Annotated in this window: 18 protein-coding genes and 1 pseudogene; 10 read left to right on the top strand and 9 right to left on the bottom strand. The window is 53.0% G+C overall.

Going from position 1 to position 17,125, the window contains the following annotated elements:
• The first annotated feature begins 2 nt into the window (after positions 1-2).
• From yfkAB to P0X86_RS25025, 6 genes and pseudogenes are all read left to right on the top strand, one after another.
• Positions 3-1,144: pseudogene (gene yfkAB / locus P0X86_RS25050) on the top strand (radical SAM/CxCxxxxC motif protein YfkAB).
• 25 nt (positions 1,145-1,169) lie between these two features.
• Positions 1,170-2,501: a hemolysin family protein gene (locus P0X86_RS25045; RefSeq protein WP_277746735.1), complete on the top strand. Its 1,332-nt coding sequence runs from the start codon at positions 1,170-1,172 to the stop codon at positions 2,499-2,501.
• A gap of 28 nt (positions 2,502-2,529) precedes the next feature.
• Positions 2,530-3,561 (top strand): sporulation integral membrane protein YtvI, encoded by a 1,032-nt coding sequence (ytvI, locus tag P0X86_RS25040; RefSeq protein ID WP_009595724.1) that lies wholly within the window; start codon positions 2,530-2,532, stop codon positions 3,559-3,561.
• Positions 3,562-3,711: 150 nt separating this feature from the next.
• Positions 3,712-3,933 (top strand): spore coat associated protein CotJA, encoded by a 222-nt coding sequence (locus P0X86_RS25035; protein ID WP_096776328.1) that lies wholly within the window; start codon positions 3,712-3,714, stop codon positions 3,931-3,933.
• A 6-nt stretch (positions 3,934-3,939) separates the two neighbouring features.
• A complete protein-coding gene (locus tag P0X86_RS25030) occupies positions 3,940-4,215 on the top strand; it encodes a spore coat protein CotJB (RefSeq protein WP_036659829.1) in 276 nt (91 codons plus the stop codon).
• A 90-nt stretch (positions 4,216-4,305) separates the two neighbouring features.
• On the top strand, positions 4,306-4,875 hold the full coding sequence (locus P0X86_RS25025; protein WP_096776327.1) for a manganese catalase family protein: 570 nt from the start codon (positions 4,306-4,308) through the stop codon (positions 4,873-4,875).
• A 99-nt stretch (positions 4,876-4,974) separates the two neighbouring features.
• On the opposite strand, the gene P0X86_RS25020 is transcribed toward P0X86_RS25025, so the two are convergent.
• Positions 4,975-6,345: a sensor histidine kinase gene (locus P0X86_RS25020; protein ID WP_277746734.1), complete on the bottom strand. Its 1,371-nt coding sequence runs from the start codon at positions 6,343-6,345 to the stop codon at positions 4,975-4,977.
• On the bottom strand, positions 6,342-7,028 hold the full coding sequence (locus P0X86_RS25015; RefSeq protein ID WP_096776325.1) for a response regulator: 687 nt from the start codon (positions 7,026-7,028) through the stop codon (positions 6,342-6,344). The genes P0X86_RS25020 and P0X86_RS25015 overlap by 4 nt, the downstream gene beginning before the upstream one ends.
• A gap of 181 nt (positions 7,029-7,209) precedes the next feature.
• On the opposite strand from P0X86_RS25015, the gene P0X86_RS25010 reads away from it, so the two are divergent.
• Together P0X86_RS25010 and P0X86_RS25005 are read left to right on the top strand one after the other, a co-directional pair.
• Positions 7,210-7,602 carry a DUF6220 domain-containing protein gene (locus tag P0X86_RS25010; protein WP_277746733.1) on the top strand — a complete coding sequence of 131 codons (393 nt, stop codon included), beginning with the start codon at positions 7,210-7,212 and terminating at the stop codon, positions 7,600-7,602.
• 7 nt (positions 7,603-7,609) lie between these two features.
• Positions 7,610-7,819 carry a DUF5957 family protein gene (locus P0X86_RS25005; RefSeq protein ID WP_192570836.1) on the top strand — a complete coding sequence of 70 codons (210 nt, stop codon included), beginning with the start codon at positions 7,610-7,612 and terminating at the stop codon, positions 7,817-7,819.
• 15 nt (positions 7,820-7,834) lie between these two features.
• Here P0X86_RS25005 and P0X86_RS25000 read toward each other — a convergent pair whose 3' ends face one another.
• Positions 7,835-8,119 (bottom strand): hypothetical protein, encoded by a 285-nt coding sequence (locus P0X86_RS25000; RefSeq protein WP_249732774.1) that lies wholly within the window; start codon positions 8,117-8,119, stop codon positions 7,835-7,837.
• A gap of 183 nt (positions 8,120-8,302) precedes the next feature.
• Between P0X86_RS25000 and P0X86_RS24995 the strand changes: the two genes are divergently transcribed.
• Positions 8,303-8,989 (top strand): HAD family hydrolase, encoded by a 687-nt coding sequence (locus P0X86_RS24995; protein ID WP_009595725.1) that lies wholly within the window; start codon positions 8,303-8,305, stop codon positions 8,987-8,989.
• A 109-nt stretch (positions 8,990-9,098) separates the two neighbouring features.
• Here P0X86_RS24995 and P0X86_RS24990 read toward each other — a convergent pair whose 3' ends face one another.
• The 6 genes from P0X86_RS24990 to P0X86_RS24965 are packed head-to-tail and all read right to left on the bottom strand — an operon-like array spanning position 9,099 to position 15,789.
• Positions 9,099-10,214 (bottom strand): YheC/YheD family endospore coat-associated protein, encoded by a 1,116-nt coding sequence (locus tag P0X86_RS24990; RefSeq protein WP_096776321.1) that lies wholly within the window; start codon positions 10,212-10,214, stop codon positions 9,099-9,101.
• Positions 10,196-10,720 carry a GNAT family N-acetyltransferase gene (locus tag P0X86_RS24985; RefSeq protein ID WP_213579552.1) on the bottom strand — a complete coding sequence of 175 codons (525 nt, stop codon included), beginning with the start codon at positions 10,718-10,720 and terminating at the stop codon, positions 10,196-10,198. The genes P0X86_RS24990 and P0X86_RS24985 overlap by 19 nt, the downstream gene beginning before the upstream one ends.
• A 53-nt stretch (positions 10,721-10,773) precedes the next feature.
• A complete protein-coding gene (locus P0X86_RS24980) occupies positions 10,774-11,877 on the bottom strand; it encodes a YheC/YheD family endospore coat-associated protein (RefSeq protein ID WP_096776320.1) in 1,104 nt (367 codons plus the stop codon).
• Positions 11,874-13,247 (bottom strand): YheC/YheD family endospore coat-associated protein, encoded by a 1,374-nt coding sequence (locus P0X86_RS24975; protein ID WP_277746732.1) that lies wholly within the window; start codon positions 13,245-13,247, stop codon positions 11,874-11,876. Before P0X86_RS24975 ends, P0X86_RS24980 begins: the two co-directional genes overlap by 4 nt.
• Complete coding sequence (locus P0X86_RS24970; RefSeq protein WP_096776318.1) at positions 13,244-14,380, bottom strand: YheC/YheD family endospore coat-associated protein; 1,137 nt, start codon at positions 14,378-14,380, stop codon at positions 13,244-13,246. Before P0X86_RS24970 ends, P0X86_RS24975 begins: the two co-directional genes overlap by 4 nt.
• Before the next feature lie 14 nt (positions 14,381-14,394).
• Entirely contained in the window at positions 14,395-15,789 is a 1,395-nt protein-coding gene (locus P0X86_RS24965) for a YheC/YheD family endospore coat-associated protein (protein ID WP_277746731.1), read from the bottom strand.
• 136 nt (positions 15,790-15,925) lie between these two features.
• Here P0X86_RS24965 and P0X86_RS24960 point away from each other — a divergent pair, with 136 nt between their 5' ends.
• Positions 15,926-17,092 carry a DUF445 domain-containing protein gene (locus P0X86_RS24960; RefSeq protein ID WP_015736993.1) on the top strand — a complete coding sequence of 389 codons (1,167 nt, stop codon included), beginning with the start codon at positions 15,926-15,928 and terminating at the stop codon, positions 17,090-17,092.
• Positions 17,093-17,125: the final 33 nt, after the last annotated feature.

Here is a 17,125-nt window from a genome sequence, read left to right as displayed (position 1 = left end):
CCATGAGTAATACAGCACAGCCGTTTCCATCAGCCGTAAGGCCTATTTCGCCGAGTTATGATCCGTGGGATCCGATAACTTCCTGCTGCGCGAGCATGGCCGCCACGTGCTGACCAGCGTGGAAATGACAGTGACGCATCTGTGCAATATGCGCTGCGAGCATTGCGCTGTCGGTGATATGCTCGTCATGAAGGAAGCCCCGATGCTGCCCCTGGATACGATGCTGAAGCGGCTGGATGAGGTAGAGCATCTGCAGACGATCAGCTTGACGGGCGGTGAACCGGCGTTTCTGGGCAAAACGGTGGATAACGTGATTGTTCCCCTGCTCAAGTACGCCAAGGAACGGGGAATCCGGACTCAGATCAACTCCAATCTGACGCTGGATATCGGCAGGTACGAGAAGATGCTGCCCTATCTGGACGTTATGCATATTTCGTTCAATTACTTGAACGGGGACGACTTTTATGAGGTCGGATTTGCGAATAGCGCTCGCCCTGTCTCCAAGGAAACGGCATACAAGATGTACGACACGATGCTGATCAATTCCGAGAAGCTGAGCGCGGCCGGCATGTACATATCCGCCGAATCAATGATTAACTACAGAACGCATACGAAACTGGGCGGTATTCATAAGCTGATCAAGGACATGGGCTGCAAGCGGCACGAGGTTCACCCGATGTATGCTTCGAACTTTGCATCCGCGCTGCCCGTCTTGTCTTTGGCCGATACGAAAGCCGCCATCCATCATTTGCTGGATGTCCGAGACAGGGACATGTGGATGCTGTTCGGAACGCTGCCGTTCTATGCCTGCAGCTCGGACGATCATGACCAGGAGATCATTCGCCGCTTGCGGCAAGAACCGAACGTAACGGTGCGGAACGATCCGGATGGCCGTAACCGGGTGAATGTGAATTTATTCTCGGGCGACGTGTACGTAACGGATTTTGCTGATATCCCGGCTTTTGGTAATATTAAGGAACAGAAGCTGGACGATATTTTTGACGCATGGTCTACAGGGCATCCGTTGAATCAAACGGTCAACTGTCACTGCGATGCAGTGAGCTGCTGCGGCCCGAACCTGTTGGTAGCCGACATGTACTATCGGGGTGTGGATTTCAAGTCGAGAAAAGCAAAGACAAACTAGAACCCTAGAAAGAAGGCGTGTCATCATGGCAGAGGGATTTGAGGTCGGGAAACTGATTTTGAATTTACTCTTGGTTTTCCTGCTCGTTTTGTTGAACGGCGTGTTTGTAGCCGCCGAATTTTCACTCGTGAAAATGCGCCAATCCAGGCTGACCCAGCTCGTTAGCGAAGGGAACCGGCTTGCCGGCATTGCGCTGAAAGTAAACCAAAAGCTGGATGCTTATTTATCCGCCACCCAACTCGGGATTACCCTGACTTCCCTGGGACTCGGCTGGATCGGGGAGCCCGCCATTTCCGAATTGCTGGTAGCCCCCATCATGCACAGCATCGGCTTTGCGGATGAGCGATTGATCAGCACGATATCGGTCGCGGTGGGCTTCTGTATTATCACCTTTTTGCATATTGTGTTAGGGGAGCTTGCACCGAAATCCTTGGCTATTCAGCGGACGGAGGGCACGGCACTGCTTCTGTCAGCCCCGCTTCTCTGGTTTTACCGCATTTTTCTGCCGGTGATCTGGGTGCTCAATGCTTCCGCTAACCGTATTCTGAAGCTGGTCGGCATCGAGCCCGCAAGCGAGGCCGAGGCAGCCCACTCCGAGGAAGAGATTCGGATTCTGATGACCGAGAGCGCACGGAGCGGTGTCATCGACGAGAACGAGATGAAATTGATGGACAACCTGTTCGATTTTTCCGATTTGAGAGCCAGGGAAATTATGCTGCCGAGGACGGATATGGACGTATTGTTCACCAATTTTACCTTGGAGGAGAACCTTCGGATCGTCAATGAGACGAAGCATTCCCGTTACCCGGTTGCCACGGACAACAAGGACCGCATCATCGGATTTGTCCACATTACGGATCTCCTTCTGGCAGAGCCGGAGAAACAGCGTGATCTGACATCCTTGGTGAGACCGATTATGGACGTATCGGAATCTATGGAAATCAGCCAGGTGCTGCGGAAGATGCAGGCGAGACATGAGCAGCTTGCGCTCGTGGTGGACGAATACGGAGGGACCGCCGGCATTCTCACGGCTGAGAAGATTCTGGAAGAGATTGTCGGGGACCTGTACGATGAGTTCGAAGACGAGCGGCCGGAAATCGAAGTCTATGATGAGTCCTTTTCGGTAGACGGTCGAATGCTCATCGAAGAAGTGAATGATTTGACCGGCTTGATGATTGATGAGCATGACGTCGATTCCATTGGCGGTTGGTTGTTCAAGGAGCTGGAAGGGAACCCGGCAGTCGGGAAGAAAACCACCTTTGACGGGGTGGTCTTTGAAGTTGAGGAATCTACCCGGTTGCGCGTAACCCGTGTCATGATTCATCAGAAGCTGGAAAGCAGCCTCACCCAGAACTAGCAAGACTCTATTGGTTAGGAAGTGGATTATGTCGATTAAGCAGCTGATCTTTATCGGTCTGGGGCTCCTGTTGCTTTACGGAATGTTTACGGTCGGAGCTCCGTTCCTGTTGGCTATCGTGATTGCTATTGCACTGGAGCCGTTAAATCGGCTCTTGATGAAAAGGCTCCGGCTGAACCGCATTGCGGCCGCAACCGTGACCAGCACGCTATTTCTTCTCTTGATGCTGCTTCTGGCTTATCTGATCGGGCTTCAGGTGTTTAACCAGCTGGTCGAATACTGGAGCAGGGCTCCGCAATATTTTGCGGGGGCCAATGAATTCCTTCAGCATACGATTATTCAGGCTCAGGACATGCTGAACGGCGTTTCGCCGGGCCTTGCCGACAGTCTTACCGAATTTATGTCGAATATTTCTTCCTATGTGCAGTCGCTGGTCAATTCGGTATCTTCAACCTTCCTGTCCTTTGCCAAAACGCTGCCTAACCTGTTTGTCACGTTCATCGTATTCTGCGTGGCGGTATACTTGTTTGCGTTCAGCCTCGATACGATGCGCGAGAAGGTCTTGTCGCTGTTCGACGAGTCATCCCAGTCGCAGGTGAATGAAGTGCTGCTCAGCCTGAAAAAATCGATATTCGGCTTTTTACGGGCCCAGCTGATCCTCAGTTTGTTCACGTACGTGATCACGCTGCTCGGCTTGCTGGTATTAGGTATCAATTACCCGCTTGCCATCGCCCTGCTTGTCACGATTGTCGACATCCTGCCGATCCTTGGCGTAGGCTCCGTACTGATCCCATGGTCCATTTACCTGCTCGCGGTAGGCGATATTTTTACTGGGATCGGCTTGATTTTCCTGTTCATCCTGATTACGGTGATCCGCCGCGTGCTGGAGCCGAAGGTCATTGGGGATGCCGTCGGCATCGGCGCATTACCGGCACTGGTCAGCATGTATGTCGGATTTAAGCTGGTTGGCGTGATCGGATTTTTTATCGGCCCCCTGGTCGTCATTATCTATTCCGCCATGCGTAAAGCGGGCTTGTTCCAAATCAAGATCAAATTCTGAAGGACAACTTGATGCGAACCCTTTTCCCGGGAATATTCCAGGGAAGAGGGTTTTTTTGTCATTTTGGAGTTCATTTTCTGGGCGGAAGACATATGTTAAATACGAAGAGTCCTTGAAAACGACGGATAGTAACGATAAGGAGGAATACCCTTGAAGGAAAACCCTGAGGTGCGCGTATACCCGGTATTTCATTCGCCATTTGATCCTTGCCCGCCCAAGCTCTACAGAACGTATGTGGTGCCGGTTAACCAGTATCTCGTGTTTCAACCGCCCGGCCTGCCGCAGTTTAGCCCTGCCGAGGCATTGAGACACGGAACGTTATGGCCGTCCTTGTATAGCCCGTATACCTCGCGAAAATTTAAAGGAGAGTGATCGGCCGTGAACGAAGCCAGACCCCAGGTTGGAGATCGGAAGTATTACGAAATGCTGGAGCAGCTTCAGGCATTGGATTTTGTCCTCGTCGAGCTGAACCTGTATTTGGACACCCATCCGGATGATCTCAAGAGCATCGAGCAATTCAACAAGCTGACGCAGGAAAGGACGGTGCTCGCGAAGCAATTCCAGGAGTTGTATGGGCCCCTGCAAAATTTTGGCCGCGCGTATTCCAAATATCCGTTCGAATGGGCCCAAGGCCCTTGGCCTTGGCAGGTTTGACGGCGTTGGCCAGCGGGCTGCTGCTTGCTTCACCACCTGCATGCAGCCCTCACGAAGAGGAAAAGCGAGAACAAGGAGGCGGAAGAGCCCATGTGGGTATATGAAAAAAAGCTTCAGTATCCGGTGCGCGTAAGTAAATGTGATCCGAGAATGGCAAAATTTTTGATGGAGCAATATGGAGGCGCTGACGGCGAGCTGGCCGCCGCGCTGCGTTATCTGAACCAGCGGTATACGATTCCAGACAAAGTGATCGGATTGCTCAACGATATCGGAACCGAGGAATTCGCACATCTCGAGATGATTGCCGCGATGGTGTACAAATTGACGAAGGATGCAAGCGTGGCGGAGCTGGAGGCAGCCGGATTGGGCGCGCACTATGCCAATCACGATCATGCGCTGTATTACGAGAATGCCGCTGGAGTTCCGTTCACGGCAACTTACATTCAGGCAAAAGGCGATCCGATTGCGGATTTGTACGAGGACATTGCGGCAGAAGAGAAAGCGCGCGCTACATATCAATGGCTCATCGACATGACCGACGACGTGGATTTGCAGGACAGTCTCAAATTTTTGCGGGAACGGGAAATCATTCATTCCCTCCGCTTCCGGGAGGCCGTTGAGATTATCAAGGAAGATCGGGAAACGAAGAAAATATTCTAGGGTGCGTACATCGTTAGCCCCACCCAAGTGAATCGTTCATGACAGGCCCGGCCGATAGCGGCCGGGCCTGTTTATGGTGGAAGGGAGATATCGCGGCCATTAGGTCCCGCGCAGCTCCTGGTCCGAATCATGATACGGCAGCCGGACCGTAAAGGTGGTACCCTGCCCCGGCTTGCTCTCCGCCTGAATCGTGCCTCCATGAGATACGATGAATTCCTTGGCAATCGCAAGACCTAGTCCCATGCCGCCTTGATGCCGCGCACGCGCTTCATCCGTGCGGTAGAAGCGGTTAAAGAGATAAGGAAGATGCTCTTCTTCAATCCCTGGGCCCGTATCCCGAATATCGATCCGAAGCATGCCGGATGGGGACTCCTCTAACAGCGAAACATGGACAAGCCCGCCATGGGGCGTATACCGGATCGCGTTGACGAACAGATTCAGGAACACCTGGGTGATTCGACTAGGATCAACGGGTACGGAGGTGCGTTCCGTAGCGCTCGTCAGTCGCAGAGCCAAGTTTTTGGCCTCCGCCTCAGGCTCTACCCGTTCCCGGATTTGACTCAGCAGAACCAGCATATCGGTTGGTTTTCGAACCAGCGGCAGCTGCTTCGCTTCGGCTAAAGATAATTGATGGAGGTCACCCACGAGCCGGGTTAAGCGAATCAATTCGTCCTGGATGGGAAGCAGCAGTTCGGGTTCGATCGGCTGCCGATTCTGTTGAAGCAGATCCAGCTTTCCCCTCACGATGGTCAGCGGCGTGCGAAGCTCATGGGCGACGTCAGCCACCAAATTGCGGCGGACCATTTCCGATTGTTCGAGCTTGGAAGACATTCCGTTAAAAGCGACGGCGACCCTCCCGTATTCGTCCTCCGAGGTGACGGGGGCCTGAATGCCGTATTCGCCTTGACCGAGGCGTTCGATGGCCGGGACGAGTTTGCGCAGGGGCGCCGTGAGCCTTCGCGATATCCAGTATGCCGCCCCAAGGGATAGCAGGACGAAGAGGATGGTGCCTCCGCCCAGCAGAATGATGATGGATGTGGGCGTGCCGATCCGAAGCTTGGTCAGGTTTGCCACATCCGTATCATAATAATACAGCTCCGCGACCGCGTCGCCTTCAACATGTAACGTCCGCTTTACCCCCAGACGTTTGATCAGCTGCTCTACAGCCTCCCCCTCATGCAAGAGGGTCGTTTGTTCCCCTGACACCAGCAGGATGCTCTCCTGGCGGTCAGCCGAACGGGGACTGTCCGCTAACCATGCCTGATCCTGAACGGCACGAAAAGTATGCCCATTCTTTACGTAGTAGCCGACCAGCCGGTCCTGGAGCTGATCCAGCTCTTCTTCGCGCGAGGTTTGCAGCATGACATCCATGGAATCGCGGATCACGATATAAGTAAGAAGGACGAAGACGGTGCTGAAACCGATAATGAACGACGAGAGGACGATGAAGATTTTGCGGCCCACGCTCATGGCTGCTGCTCAAACCGGTAACCGAATCCATACACCGTTTTGATAAAAACGGGCTCGGCCGGGTCATCTTCGATTTTTTTGCGAATCCGGCTGATATGGGCGTCCGCGGTCCGTTCATCATTGTGGATATCATCCTCCATGGCCGCCTGAAGCAGCTGCAGACGGCTGTATACCACGCCAGGCCTGGAAGCAAGGGTCAGGAGCAGCTTGAATTCGGTAGGCGTAAGCAGGATCTCCCGGTCGTGTTTCCATACCCGGCATTGGGTTTCCGAGATCGTTAAATCGCCGCGCTTAAGCATTTCTTCAGTAACCGATTCGCCTTCTATTCTGCGAAGGACCGACCGGATACGCGCAGCCAGCTCCCGCAGGGAGAAAGGCTTGGTCATGTAATCGTCTGCGCCTACCTCCAGCCCGATCAGCTTATCGGTTTCCTCAATCCGGGCGGTAACCATAATAATGCCGACACGGCTTGATTTTCTGAGCTCCCGGCATACTTCAATGCCGCTTAATTCCGGCAGCATCCAATCCAATACGACCAGCGACGGCTTGGCGTCTCTCGCTTTGGCTAAAGCCTCCGTGCCGGTCGAAGCGGTAATGATGTGAAATCCCTCCTGCCGGAGGAACGGCTCCATAAATTCAATGACTTTCCGTTCATCGTCCACAAGAAGCAAGGTATGTGCCATGCAACCATCCTGCCTTTCCATTGATTCGTTAGGTTCAGCGGTAAATCCACCCCATTATATACGGTTTCCAGCCGCAATTGGAAAATTTCACGGAATCCGCAAGCCATCATCACAAGATCGCAACATTTCGATGATAGGATGATCTCGTAAAAAATTTTTGAATCGAGAGAGGGATATCGACATGACGCAACAAGCTGAAAGAAAAACACCGCTGGCCGTATGGATTTCGTTAGGGCTGACATGGTTATTTGTTGTTTGTATTGCCGTTCAGACGTTTATTGCCGGCATGGCGCTGTTTCACGACGGATCGATGTGGAGAAGCCACACCGTGTTTGTCCATTTTTTTGAAATCGTGCCGCTGCTCATGCTGATATTTGGTATTGCAGGCAAACTGCCAGCCCCGTATAAAAGGAGATCACTGGCTCTGTTGTTATTGGTCATCAGCCAATACCTCACGGCGAACCTGCCTGGCGCAGGGGCATGGCATCCGGTCATTGCCATCGGATTATTCTGGCTTGCCGTGGATACGGCACGTGGTGTACTCCCGTCCTATCGACAGGAACAGAAGGGGTAATACGAACATGAGAAGCCTTGCCGTGCTGGTTATGGCTTTAATCGGAGGTTTTGCAGGCGGGATCGTTCTGAATGCAGTGATCGCCGTTACGTCGCACATGGTATTTGGAGGAGACGAGGACGGGTTGAAGGGTCTCAAATATCTGCCGTTTGTTACCTCGGCATGGTACGCCGCTACGTTAATGATCTGGCGGCCGCGCCCGGAATTTGAACAATAACGCTTCGTTCCGGCGTTACCCTTCAACCGCCAGCGAGATCCAAACGAACAAGATATAGAACAGGATCGGTATCGCAAACCCCAGGGACAACAGGTACCATACGAGCGGTGTCCGAACCATCTCCTTCACCAGGGCGATCGGGCTTCGGACATATCGGCCCTTCTTAAGCCGGTTAACCATCCTCTTGAGAATGGCGGCTTGCTCACGGGGATCATACCGTTCCAGCTCTGCCAGCAGTTCGGCTTCCAGCAGCCCGATGGCCGATGCTTCACCAGACTCCCTTGTTTCCGGCAAGTTCATCCTCTCCTTTCTTCGCACTTATCGTATATATAACAACGTTAAAGCCTACTTGGTTACGCATGATGACATAGACAAAAAGCAGCAGTTATGGGGGAATGGGATTTGCAGATGTGATATGGTTCCTATATGATGAGGGGAGATTAGACTAGAATCAGATTATATGGAGCGAAGGGAAGGACAAAATTGGAAAAAACAGCTACGTTAATCAAGCCGGAAGCGATGATATTTGACATGGATGGAACGCTGTTTCAGACGGAGACCCTGCTGCTGCCCGCCTATCACAAATTGTTCGACATTCTGCGCGAAGAGGGGCACTACGAGGGAGAAACGCCGGATGAGGAGCTCATGCTTGGATGTCTGGGGATGCTGCTCGAAGACATTTGGAAGAAGGTCATACCGGATGCGACGCCGGCAGCCCATAACCGTGCAAACGAGCTGCTGCTGCAGCTGGAGCTCGAAGGTTTAAGCGATGAAGCAGCCGTTTTGTATCCTGAGGTGAAGGAGACGCTGGAGGAGCTTCATCGGCGCGGCGTCCGATTGTTTGTTGCCAGCAACGGACTGGAGGATTACGTGAAGGGCATCTCCCAAGCGAGGGGGCTTATGCCGCTTTTTGAAGGGGTCTACAGTGCCGGAGAGCACGGAACGGCTTCGAAGGTGGATTTGGTCAGATTGCTGCTGGATCAGCATGAAATCAAGGATGCCTGGATGGTAGGAGACCGGTCATCGGATGTGGAGGCAGGCAAAGAGAACGGACAAACCGTCATTGGCTGCCGCTATGCAGGTTTTGGCGAGGATCAGGAGCTGAAGGGATCGGACGTTGTCATCCATTCTTTTTCACAGCTGCTGAAGCTTCATGACCAAGCCGAGTAGATTGGATAGGAGTCACAAAGGCTGTTTCCAAGGGTAGCATGCAACCCTCTTGGAAACAGCCTTTGTGCGTTTTTTCGGATTCTAGTATTCGATTTTCCAGGGTTCGGCCTTAAGCATTCTTCGCGGATTTTTTTTGACTGTATACCCACATGGCATATTCTAAGGGCTTCACCATGGATTCGCGGTAGGCAGCCATATCGCCGATCTGCGAGAATACTTCCCTTGATGGCTTAGGATTCACCTCCAGGAGAAGAACCCTTCCGGTTTTATCCACTGCCAGATCCAGCGCAAGCTCGCACAAGCCTCCATATTGTCCGTCGAGAAATTGGGCTATGGCCACGCCGAGGGAATCGGCTTCCTCGCGGATGCTGGCGCGCTTTGCCGGATCTGCGATCCATTTGCTTAACAATTCTTCCATCATCGTCGCGCTTCCGCCGCCATGCAGGTTGGAGGTTACGCTCTTCGGCGCCCCGACGCGTCCCACGCAGCCGGTCACCTGCCATTGACCGGCTCCGTCTTTCTGCACGAGCATTCGGTAGTCATGCACTCTTCCGTCCGGCAGCTCCAGCTGTATTCCCTCTTGGACGAGATATCGGTCTTTATTGCCCCAGCCCGATAAATATTGCGCCAAATGGCCCGATGGCATCCGTTTCGGTTTAATGATGCTCCGATTGGAATTGCGTCCCCGGATTTCATACGTGCCCGTAACGCCCGGCACCTTCGCAATCCGCAGGATTCCGCGTCCGCCCGTTCCGTTGATCGGCTTAAAATAAACGACAGGGTGAACATGGAGCATCCGGTGAATGTCACTGGTGCTCGTAACGATCCGGGTGTCGGGCAGATGGGGCCGGAAGCGTTTTTTGGTGGACAGTATTTGATGAATCGTCCATTTGTTGCGCAGCGGCCGGTTCAGAAACAGCAAGTACCGGTAGCGGGAACGAAAGCGCAGCAGCTGTTGAAAGCGCGGGCTCTTTTGAATGCGGCAGCGGTCAAAGATCATGTCGGGAAACGACCGCCACCTCCGGCTCCATCTTTGGTGGTCAGGGTCGTATTCCATGGCGTTGATCAGCCCTTGGGCGCTGTTGACCTCGGCGGGGGTGAAGACATAGACGTCCAGCCCCATTGCCTTTCCTTCCTTGATCATATGCTCGTAGATATGCCGTTCCTCCAGCTTTTTCCGTTCATCCAAGTAAAGCGTCATAATACCTAAGACGGGTTTCGACACAGAGGTTCACCTTCTTGAATAGAGTCAGCATTAAATGGTTGGTGCAGGGGCAGATTTCCGCTCATAATGAGCGTAGGTTTTCCTGTCGGACCCTGCTCAAGAGCAATGGCCTGCATCCCTGCATGAAAGCACATTTGCAAACTTGCCGTATGATCTGCAGCCACTTTGCATCGCAGCCGCCCGAACCTGGATAATTGCGAGCGGATCAGGGAAGAACCGATTTGCCGGTTGCGGTATAGAGGGTGTACAGCAATCATACAGGCACTTTCTCCATAATCCGCCGCAAAGCAAATCCCCACCGGTATGCGCCCGATATCGCCCCGAACCGTTGCCGCCACGATCGAAGTGCCTGGCTGCAGCAGCTCGTCGTAGGATAACGATGCCAGACGCTGATAACCTTCGCGGGTTAGACGCTTGTTGCTGTAACGCCGGAAGAACTCGCTGCATTGCTGTCTGGCATGCGGCCATTCTTCCGGGCTTGCGAGAGAGAGACATGAGATTTCCACATGATCCCCTCCTTTCCGTACATCTTTGACCGGTGCTTGAGACCGTGCAAGATTTACTTTTGCTTGATCAGATAGTCGGAATATTGAAAAATCCGCTCCAGTGATTTTTTGCGGATCGCCGGTTCGTCAAATTTCATCGGTCTTGAATTCGCCTCGAAGAACCAGAGGATGCCTTCGTTATCGATTCCAAGGTCCATGGACATTTCCCCATGGATCTGCCCGGAGCATTTCTCAATCTGCCGTGCCATATGCACGGCTGCCTTTCTAACCTCGCCCAGGATGGCATCTGAACGTTCCGGACCGAATACGATCGGTAGCAGCTTCTCCGGGTCCTCAATCGTTCCCCCGCGGGGAACATGCGTGGTTATGCTCTTGGCCCCTGCCATGCGTGCTCCGATTCCCGTGACCGCCCAGGAACCCGAATCGTTCTTTTGCACAAGAATGCGGAGATCAAAGGAGCGGCCATGGACCTGAGCCAGCTCGATTCCCTGCTGAATAAGGTATGAGCTTCCTTTGGTTTCCTGATAAACCCGGCTCCAGAGCCTTTCCAAGGAAGCCGCTTTGTACGTGGTACTGTTTTTGTTGTTCTGAATCTGGATGCGGTAGGGGAGCGATTTGTTTTTCTGGTACCGAATCCTCATAATTCCTTGACCGGCTTTGCCATCCTCCGGTTTTAGATACAGGTAGGGCTTCCTCTTCATCATCTCATATAAAGTCGGATACCCCTTCAAGCGCTTAGTCAGAGGAGTCCATTGCTTGGTTAACCGCGATTTGTTCAGCCAAGCGAACAGTCTCCACTTATTAAAGAAATGTGGGTTGTAGAGGTCGATATGGGGATGCCTTTGGCATTCCTTGATTTTGCGGCGAACCCACGGCAGCGCTTCATCCTCACGGTATGGAATCCGGTTATAGATAACCTGGGGCAGAGGACATAACCTCTGCTCCCAATGGTCGCCCATCAGCATATAGCCTTTGACAGAATCCGTATCAAGCTTCAGATCGCGTACCGTGACCACATAGACCAGAAACCCCATATCTTTTCCTGTCTTGATAATTTCCTGAAAGTTTTGCCGGTTGCCTCTGAACATGGTTTGAGTATCGTGCATGGTCAAGATTGCTACAACCGGTCTTCCATCACTCTCCACTCGGCTGATCACGAATCATTCCCCCTGTGGAAGCCGCTCAGATACAAACTGTGATCAAAAATATGCTCGACTGATGCTCTTCCTTCCGCTTTAAGTGAAGGGTGGCTGAAAATCGATCTGCCCGGCTTCGAATTCGCTTCAAACATCCAGATTCTCTCGTTATCGTCTATGCCGATATCGAACCCGATTTCCCCTAACAGATGCGGGTGGTGATTCTCGATCGCTTCCGACATCGCAATGGCGGCTTCCTTGGCGCGCTCCAGCACATCACGCGATCTGGTTCCAAAAGCGCGGGAGAGCGCCACTTCCGGCGTCATCAGCGAGCCGCCGTTCTTGATATGCGTGGTGACGCTGCCGCGTCCGGCTTTTTTTGCGCCGATGCCGACCACGGCCCAACGGTTTCTGCTGTTCTTATGCATATGGAACCTGAAGTCGATGGGACATCCGTCGATTTCAATGAGACGGATTCCTTGCTGGATGACGTAGCTCTTCAGCTTGGCACCGTGCTTTGCCTGAAGCATCCGCATCAGACTGTTAAAGTTCGGGAATTTGAGCAGCGTGTTGCCGCCGTTTCCGTGATAGCGGGCATAGTATCCTTTTTTGGGAAGATAGGTTAACCGGTAGATGCCCAGGCCTAAACTTCCGGCAGAAGGCTTATAATATACGAAATGATGGCGTTCCATCATATCCTTAATCCGCTCGGGACTAGGATTGTTGTAGGTTTCCGGCAAATATTTGCCCGCCTGCAGGTCACCGTCCAGCTGCGAGTAGACATCCGATTTATTGAAGAACGCCCAATTGAAGAATTTGATGTTGCGTTTGCCGAACCGGTCCCTCAGTTGGTTGGTAAAAGGGGAGAAGTCGGTTTTCCGGCTCGGTAGGCGGTTATAAACGACATCAGGAAGCGGAACGGTCTTGCGAATGAAGCCGCCGCCGGAACCAAGCATATAGGCATGAACGGTTTCGCGCTGCCAATTGATATCCCGTGGGGCAAAGGCATATACGAACATTTTTTTGTTGCCTTCGCGAAGCAGCTGCCGGATATATGAAGTGCGGGCTCCAAAAGGACTGGACGGATTCGGGGGGCCGTCGGACAGAACCCCGACCACCGGCCCGAGTTCAAGTTCTCCTTCCCGGGGGGAATGGATATACACAGGACCCTGTCTGGGAACGTTGACGCTGTTTCGGACTCCGCTGCTTAAATAGATGTGTTTTCCCGACCGTTCGATCGGTTTCAGGGCAGCGGACACGGTATTGGTGCCAATGCGAAGCTTTATCGATTTCTTGCTTGATAGCCCCAGGCTCTTGAGAAGCGAACCGGATAAAAAGACGACTTTTTCGGGCTGCTGCGAGAAATGAATATTTCCGAAATTCAAACTCATGTATTTACCCTCCTAAGTTGTCGAAGCAATAAATAACGGGCGTATTGAATCGGATGTTCGACGGACAGCCGGGCTGCGTGACCATCTCCCGTTAGTGTAAATGCGCGTCGGCCAGGTTTGGAGTTGACCTCCAGGATCCAGACCCGTCCGCTGGTATCCACGCCAAAATCGATTCCCAGCTCGCCGAGCCGGCCGAATCCTTCCTCCAGCAGAGCTGGAAGCTGAGCGGACAAATCCCGGATGGTCCGCATGATCCCCGTGGCCTTTTCTTCTCCGAAATCGGTCGTTAGATAGGGGAGGGCGGGAAATGCCGTGCCTCCGCCATGAAGGTTTGAGGTTAATCCTTGGTCGGCTCCTTGCCTAACAGCGATTCCTGTGACGGACCATATGCCGCGATCATTCTTTTGAACCAATGACCGGATATCGTACGGGTGCCCGTTACCGTTGCGAAGTTTCAGGAAGGGCTGAATGATAAACCGGCGGCGGCCGGTAAAACTTCCCACCCATTCGTTCATCTCTTGCACGGGAATGGTATGCAGGAACATGCGGTTGCTCCGATCCCTTCCTTGCAGTCTGACACGCTGTTGATCTGTCAACGCGAGGTACAAGGTGTGACGGCCCTGAGAGCCTCCGCTTGGCTTCATGAAGAGACGTCCGCCAAAGGCGAGCAAAGCCCGGCTGAGGGATTCGGCTCCCGTATAACTTAAGGTTGCCGGCAAATAAGGCTTGATGGCTGAGGAGCGCTTTAACAGCTGATGAACCTTCTGCTTGCCCGGCAGACCGCGCGACCACAGCTTAACGCCAAGCTGCGACATTCGGTTCAGAAGTTCACCGGCTGCGGCCGTTTCCTCGCCGCTTCGGTGCAGGCAACGGTCATAGACGATGTCAGGAAGCGGGAAGGTGCCGGTAATCCAGCCCTCTTCCGGATTGAAGCGATATCCTTTTATCCTGTCCGCGGCGCTGTCCGCACCTGAAGCAGGTGAGGCATCATCCGGACAAAAAACAAATACCTGCATGCCGAGCCCCTCGGACTTCAAGCTTAGCTCGCGGAGAAATTGCTTCTCGGCGAACGGTGGGAAGCCCGGTTTGCGGCATGCCATGACACCCAGGGTGCCTATTATCTTTGAGGACATAAGGTTCTCCTTTTTTACAAACCCGTCAAGTATTGACAGTATTGAACGAGTCGTACGGCAGACGGCCTTACTTTGGAGTCGGCATTCAATGGCGCATTTTCGCCTTTGGAAGGCTTGGAGTTGACCTCCAGAAGCCAAATACGTCCCGAGGTATCAATCGCCAAGTCGATGCCCAGCTCTCCGAAGTGATAAGGAATGGCAGCCTCCAATCCATGAGCGATATCGAGCGCCGCTTGGTTCATTCGTGCGGGAGCCGTTTGCTTGGAGGATAACGGAATGCTGCTCATGGCCAGCGCGTCCTTGACGGAAGATAGCGTACCGCCTCTGGCGAGATTGGAGACAAAGTGGTTTCCGCCGGCAATTCGGGCCACGACCGAGGTCACTGCCCATTTGCCGTTTTTGTCTTTATGAACAAGCGCGCGAAAATCGACGTTTCGCCGGTTGATGCGGATTAAATCCAATCCTTGCTGAATTTGATAACGCGTTTTTTTTTTTTTTCCGGATAAGCTGCTGAACAGCTTTGGAAGCGAGGAGTAGGTGCTCTTCTTGGATCCTTCAAGAGATGTCGTCATCGTTTGGTAATGGCCGTTCTCTTGCCGGGATATCCGGATGATTCCCTTTCCCAGACTTCCCCGCACCGGTTTCAGGAAGACCGTCCGATACGTGGTGCACATTTTTTTGAGAGTCGGATAACCGCTGAGCAAATAGGATTCCGGCAAATATTTTTGGAGCTTCGCATCGGGTCCGAGCGCCTCGAAGACATCGGATTTATCGAGGAATTTCTCGTTAAAGATGTGGGTGCCGAATCGTGATTTTACTTCTCTCATAAAATGCTGTACGCTAGGACTATTCTCCAGTTTGCGGGTAGACAGCCGGTTATTAATGACGTCCGGAGCTGGAACGCTGCGCTTTTTCCAACCCGCGTCATAGATAATTGCTTCAAGTGTTGACGGGTTCGAACCGATCATGTCAGGGGTGAAAAAGTACACATATGCGCCTTGTTTCTTGGCCGCGTTTACCATTTCCAAACAGAAAGCCGAAATCGACCCGAAAGGTTTATCAGGTTCATCCGGTAAAAAGCGGCTGACCATGACACCGATGAGCGGACCGAGCTTCAGCATTTTTTCCGTTGGATAATATCTGACATTCATCGTGGTGCGAGGAAGCAGTTCCGAACTGCTGAATATGGTGGGGCTTAGGGCCAGCGTGTTCGATTTTCCTCCTGAAGTAACGCGGATTTCCTGCTTGAAGGAGCCAAAGGCAAGCTGTATCGGTGAATCTGTCGGGATACGGAGCTGTCTTATGAGCCGGTCACCAAGCTTGATATCGTTATCCGGAAGCTGGGCTGAGCGGATTAATTGAACCGATATCTTGGATTTGGTGTTGGATTTGATCTTGGATTTGCGCATGATGGATCTCCTTCCGACAACAACTGGATACTTAAGTGAACAGACGAAGACTTCATCTGATCATTGCATGTAATGCATCATATGAGGACATATATCCCTTGGTGATTGTACTGCTCGGGAAAAAGGAGTGCTGAAAATGCAGAACTGGCTGTTTATTTTGGTGAACGTGTGCGTCGCTGCTTTTGTTGGCGGCGTAACGAACCACTTTGCGATAAAAATGCTGTTTCATCCCCGCGAAGAAAAAATCATCCTGGGCCGCCGCGTACCCTTTACCCCGGGGCTCATCCCCAAGCGCAAGGACGAGATTGCCGAGTCGCTGGGGCATGTGGTTTCGGATTACCTGGTGACAAGCGAGGGCCTGCAGGATCTGATTCGCAGGCCGGTGTTCCGCAGCAAGATGGAGGAAAGCCTCCGGCGGAAGCTGGAGGAATGGAGCGAATCGGAGCTGAGCTTCGGCGATTTGGCGCTGAAAGTATGGAGTCCCGAACAGTGGGAGCAGATGAAGGTCCGGGCGGAACAATTGGCGCGCGAGCTTACGGCCCGAGGTGCCGCTGCCATATGGCACGGGTATGGGCTTGAGGCGAAACCGCTGAAGGAGCTCGTTCCCGGCTGGTCGGAGGAAACGATCCAGGGCTGGAGCGCGGCCGCAGCCGATACCGTGCTGAAGGAGCTGAAGCATACGCTCTTGTCGGCAAAGGGGCAGCTCATGCTGTCGGACGTAGCTTCTTCGCTTATCGATAAGGCGGGCGGGTTTCTCGGAACGATGGCTTCAATCTTTGTGGATGAGGATAAACTGGTACAGAAGATGACCCCTGTGCTGATCCAGCAGCTGGAGGGAGAGAAGGTCCGCAAGACCATCACGGACATCATCTCCGGTAAGCTGTCCCATTACGGGGAGATGCCGATCGGGGATATCATCGAACATGCATCGGATGAGCCGGGGCTTGCGTGGCTGACACGGACATTGGATGACAAGCTTCCTTGGTCCACATGGATTCAGCGGATCGAGCTTCTTCGCGTTGGCGAAGCGATCGGCCCGCGCATGCCGGCTATCGAGGCAGCCCTGCCAGGAATGCTCGATAAGGGGCTGGGCTTTTTGGAGCGAAGCATCCCGGGGGCGATGAAGGCCGTTAACTTGCCTCAGCTCGTTCAGGAGCAGGTGGAGAAATTTCCGATCGAGCGGCTGGAAGAGGTCATACTGAGCGTATCCGGCCGCGAGTTCAGGGCTATTACCTGGCTCGGGGTTTTGCTGGGCGGGATCATTGGATTGCTCCAATCGCTGCTGACGATACTGTGGAGATGAGATGTTAAGAGTTAAGATGTGGCAAAAAGCGAA

The organism is Paenibacillus sp. BR1-192, from assembly GCF_029542445.1.
GTDB classification, from domain to species: Bacteria; Bacillota; Bacilli; order Paenibacillales; family Paenibacillaceae; genus Paenibacillus_AQ; species Paenibacillus_AQ lautus_A.
The sequence above is the reverse complement of the archived record's forward strand: the minus strand, read 5'-3'. Positions and strand labels throughout refer to the sequence as shown.

Bases quoted from the DNA above. Each gene is read 5' to 3' on its own strand.
- P0X86_RS24960 (WP_015736993.1), top strand. From the start codon at position 15,926: ATGCAGAACTGGCTGTTTATTTTGGTGAACGTGTGCGTCGCTGCTTTT.
- P0X86_RS25015 (WP_096776325.1), bottom strand. From the start codon at position 7,028: ATGGCACATACCTTGCTTCTTGTGGACGATGAACGGAAAGTCATTGAA.
- P0X86_RS25025 (WP_096776327.1), top strand. From the start codon at position 4,306: ATGTGGGTATATGAAAAAAAGCTTCAGTATCCGGTGCGCGTAAGTAAA.
- P0X86_RS24975 (WP_277746732.1), bottom strand. From the start codon at position 13,247: ATGAGTTTGAATTTCGGAAATATTCATTTCTCGCAGCAGCCCGAAAAA.
- P0X86_RS24970 (WP_096776318.1), bottom strand. From the start codon at position 14,380: ATGTCCTCAAAGATAATAGGCACCCTGGGTGTCATGGCATGCCGCAAA.
- P0X86_RS25000 (WP_249732774.1), bottom strand. From the start codon at position 8,119: ATGAACTTGCCGGAAACAAGGGAGTCTGGTGAAGCATCGGCCATCGGG.
- P0X86_RS25010 (WP_277746733.1), top strand. From the start codon at position 7,210: ATGACGCAACAAGCTGAAAGAAAAACACCGCTGGCCGTATGGATTTCG.
- ytvI (WP_009595724.1), top strand. From the start codon at position 2,530: ATGTCGATTAAGCAGCTGATCTTTATCGGTCTGGGGCTCCTGTTGCTT.
- P0X86_RS25020 (WP_277746734.1), bottom strand. From the start codon at position 6,345: ATGAGCGTGGGCCGCAAAATCTTCATCGTCCTCTCGTCGTTCATTATC.
- P0X86_RS25005 (WP_192570836.1), top strand. From the start codon at position 7,610: ATGAGAAGCCTTGCCGTGCTGGTTATGGCTTTAATCGGAGGTTTTGCA.
- P0X86_RS24965 (WP_277746731.1), bottom strand. From the start codon at position 15,789: ATGCGCAAATCCAAGATCAAATCCAACACCAAATCCAAGATATCGGTT.
- P0X86_RS25045 (WP_277746735.1), top strand. From the start codon at position 1,170: ATGGCAGAGGGATTTGAGGTCGGGAAACTGATTTTGAATTTACTCTTG.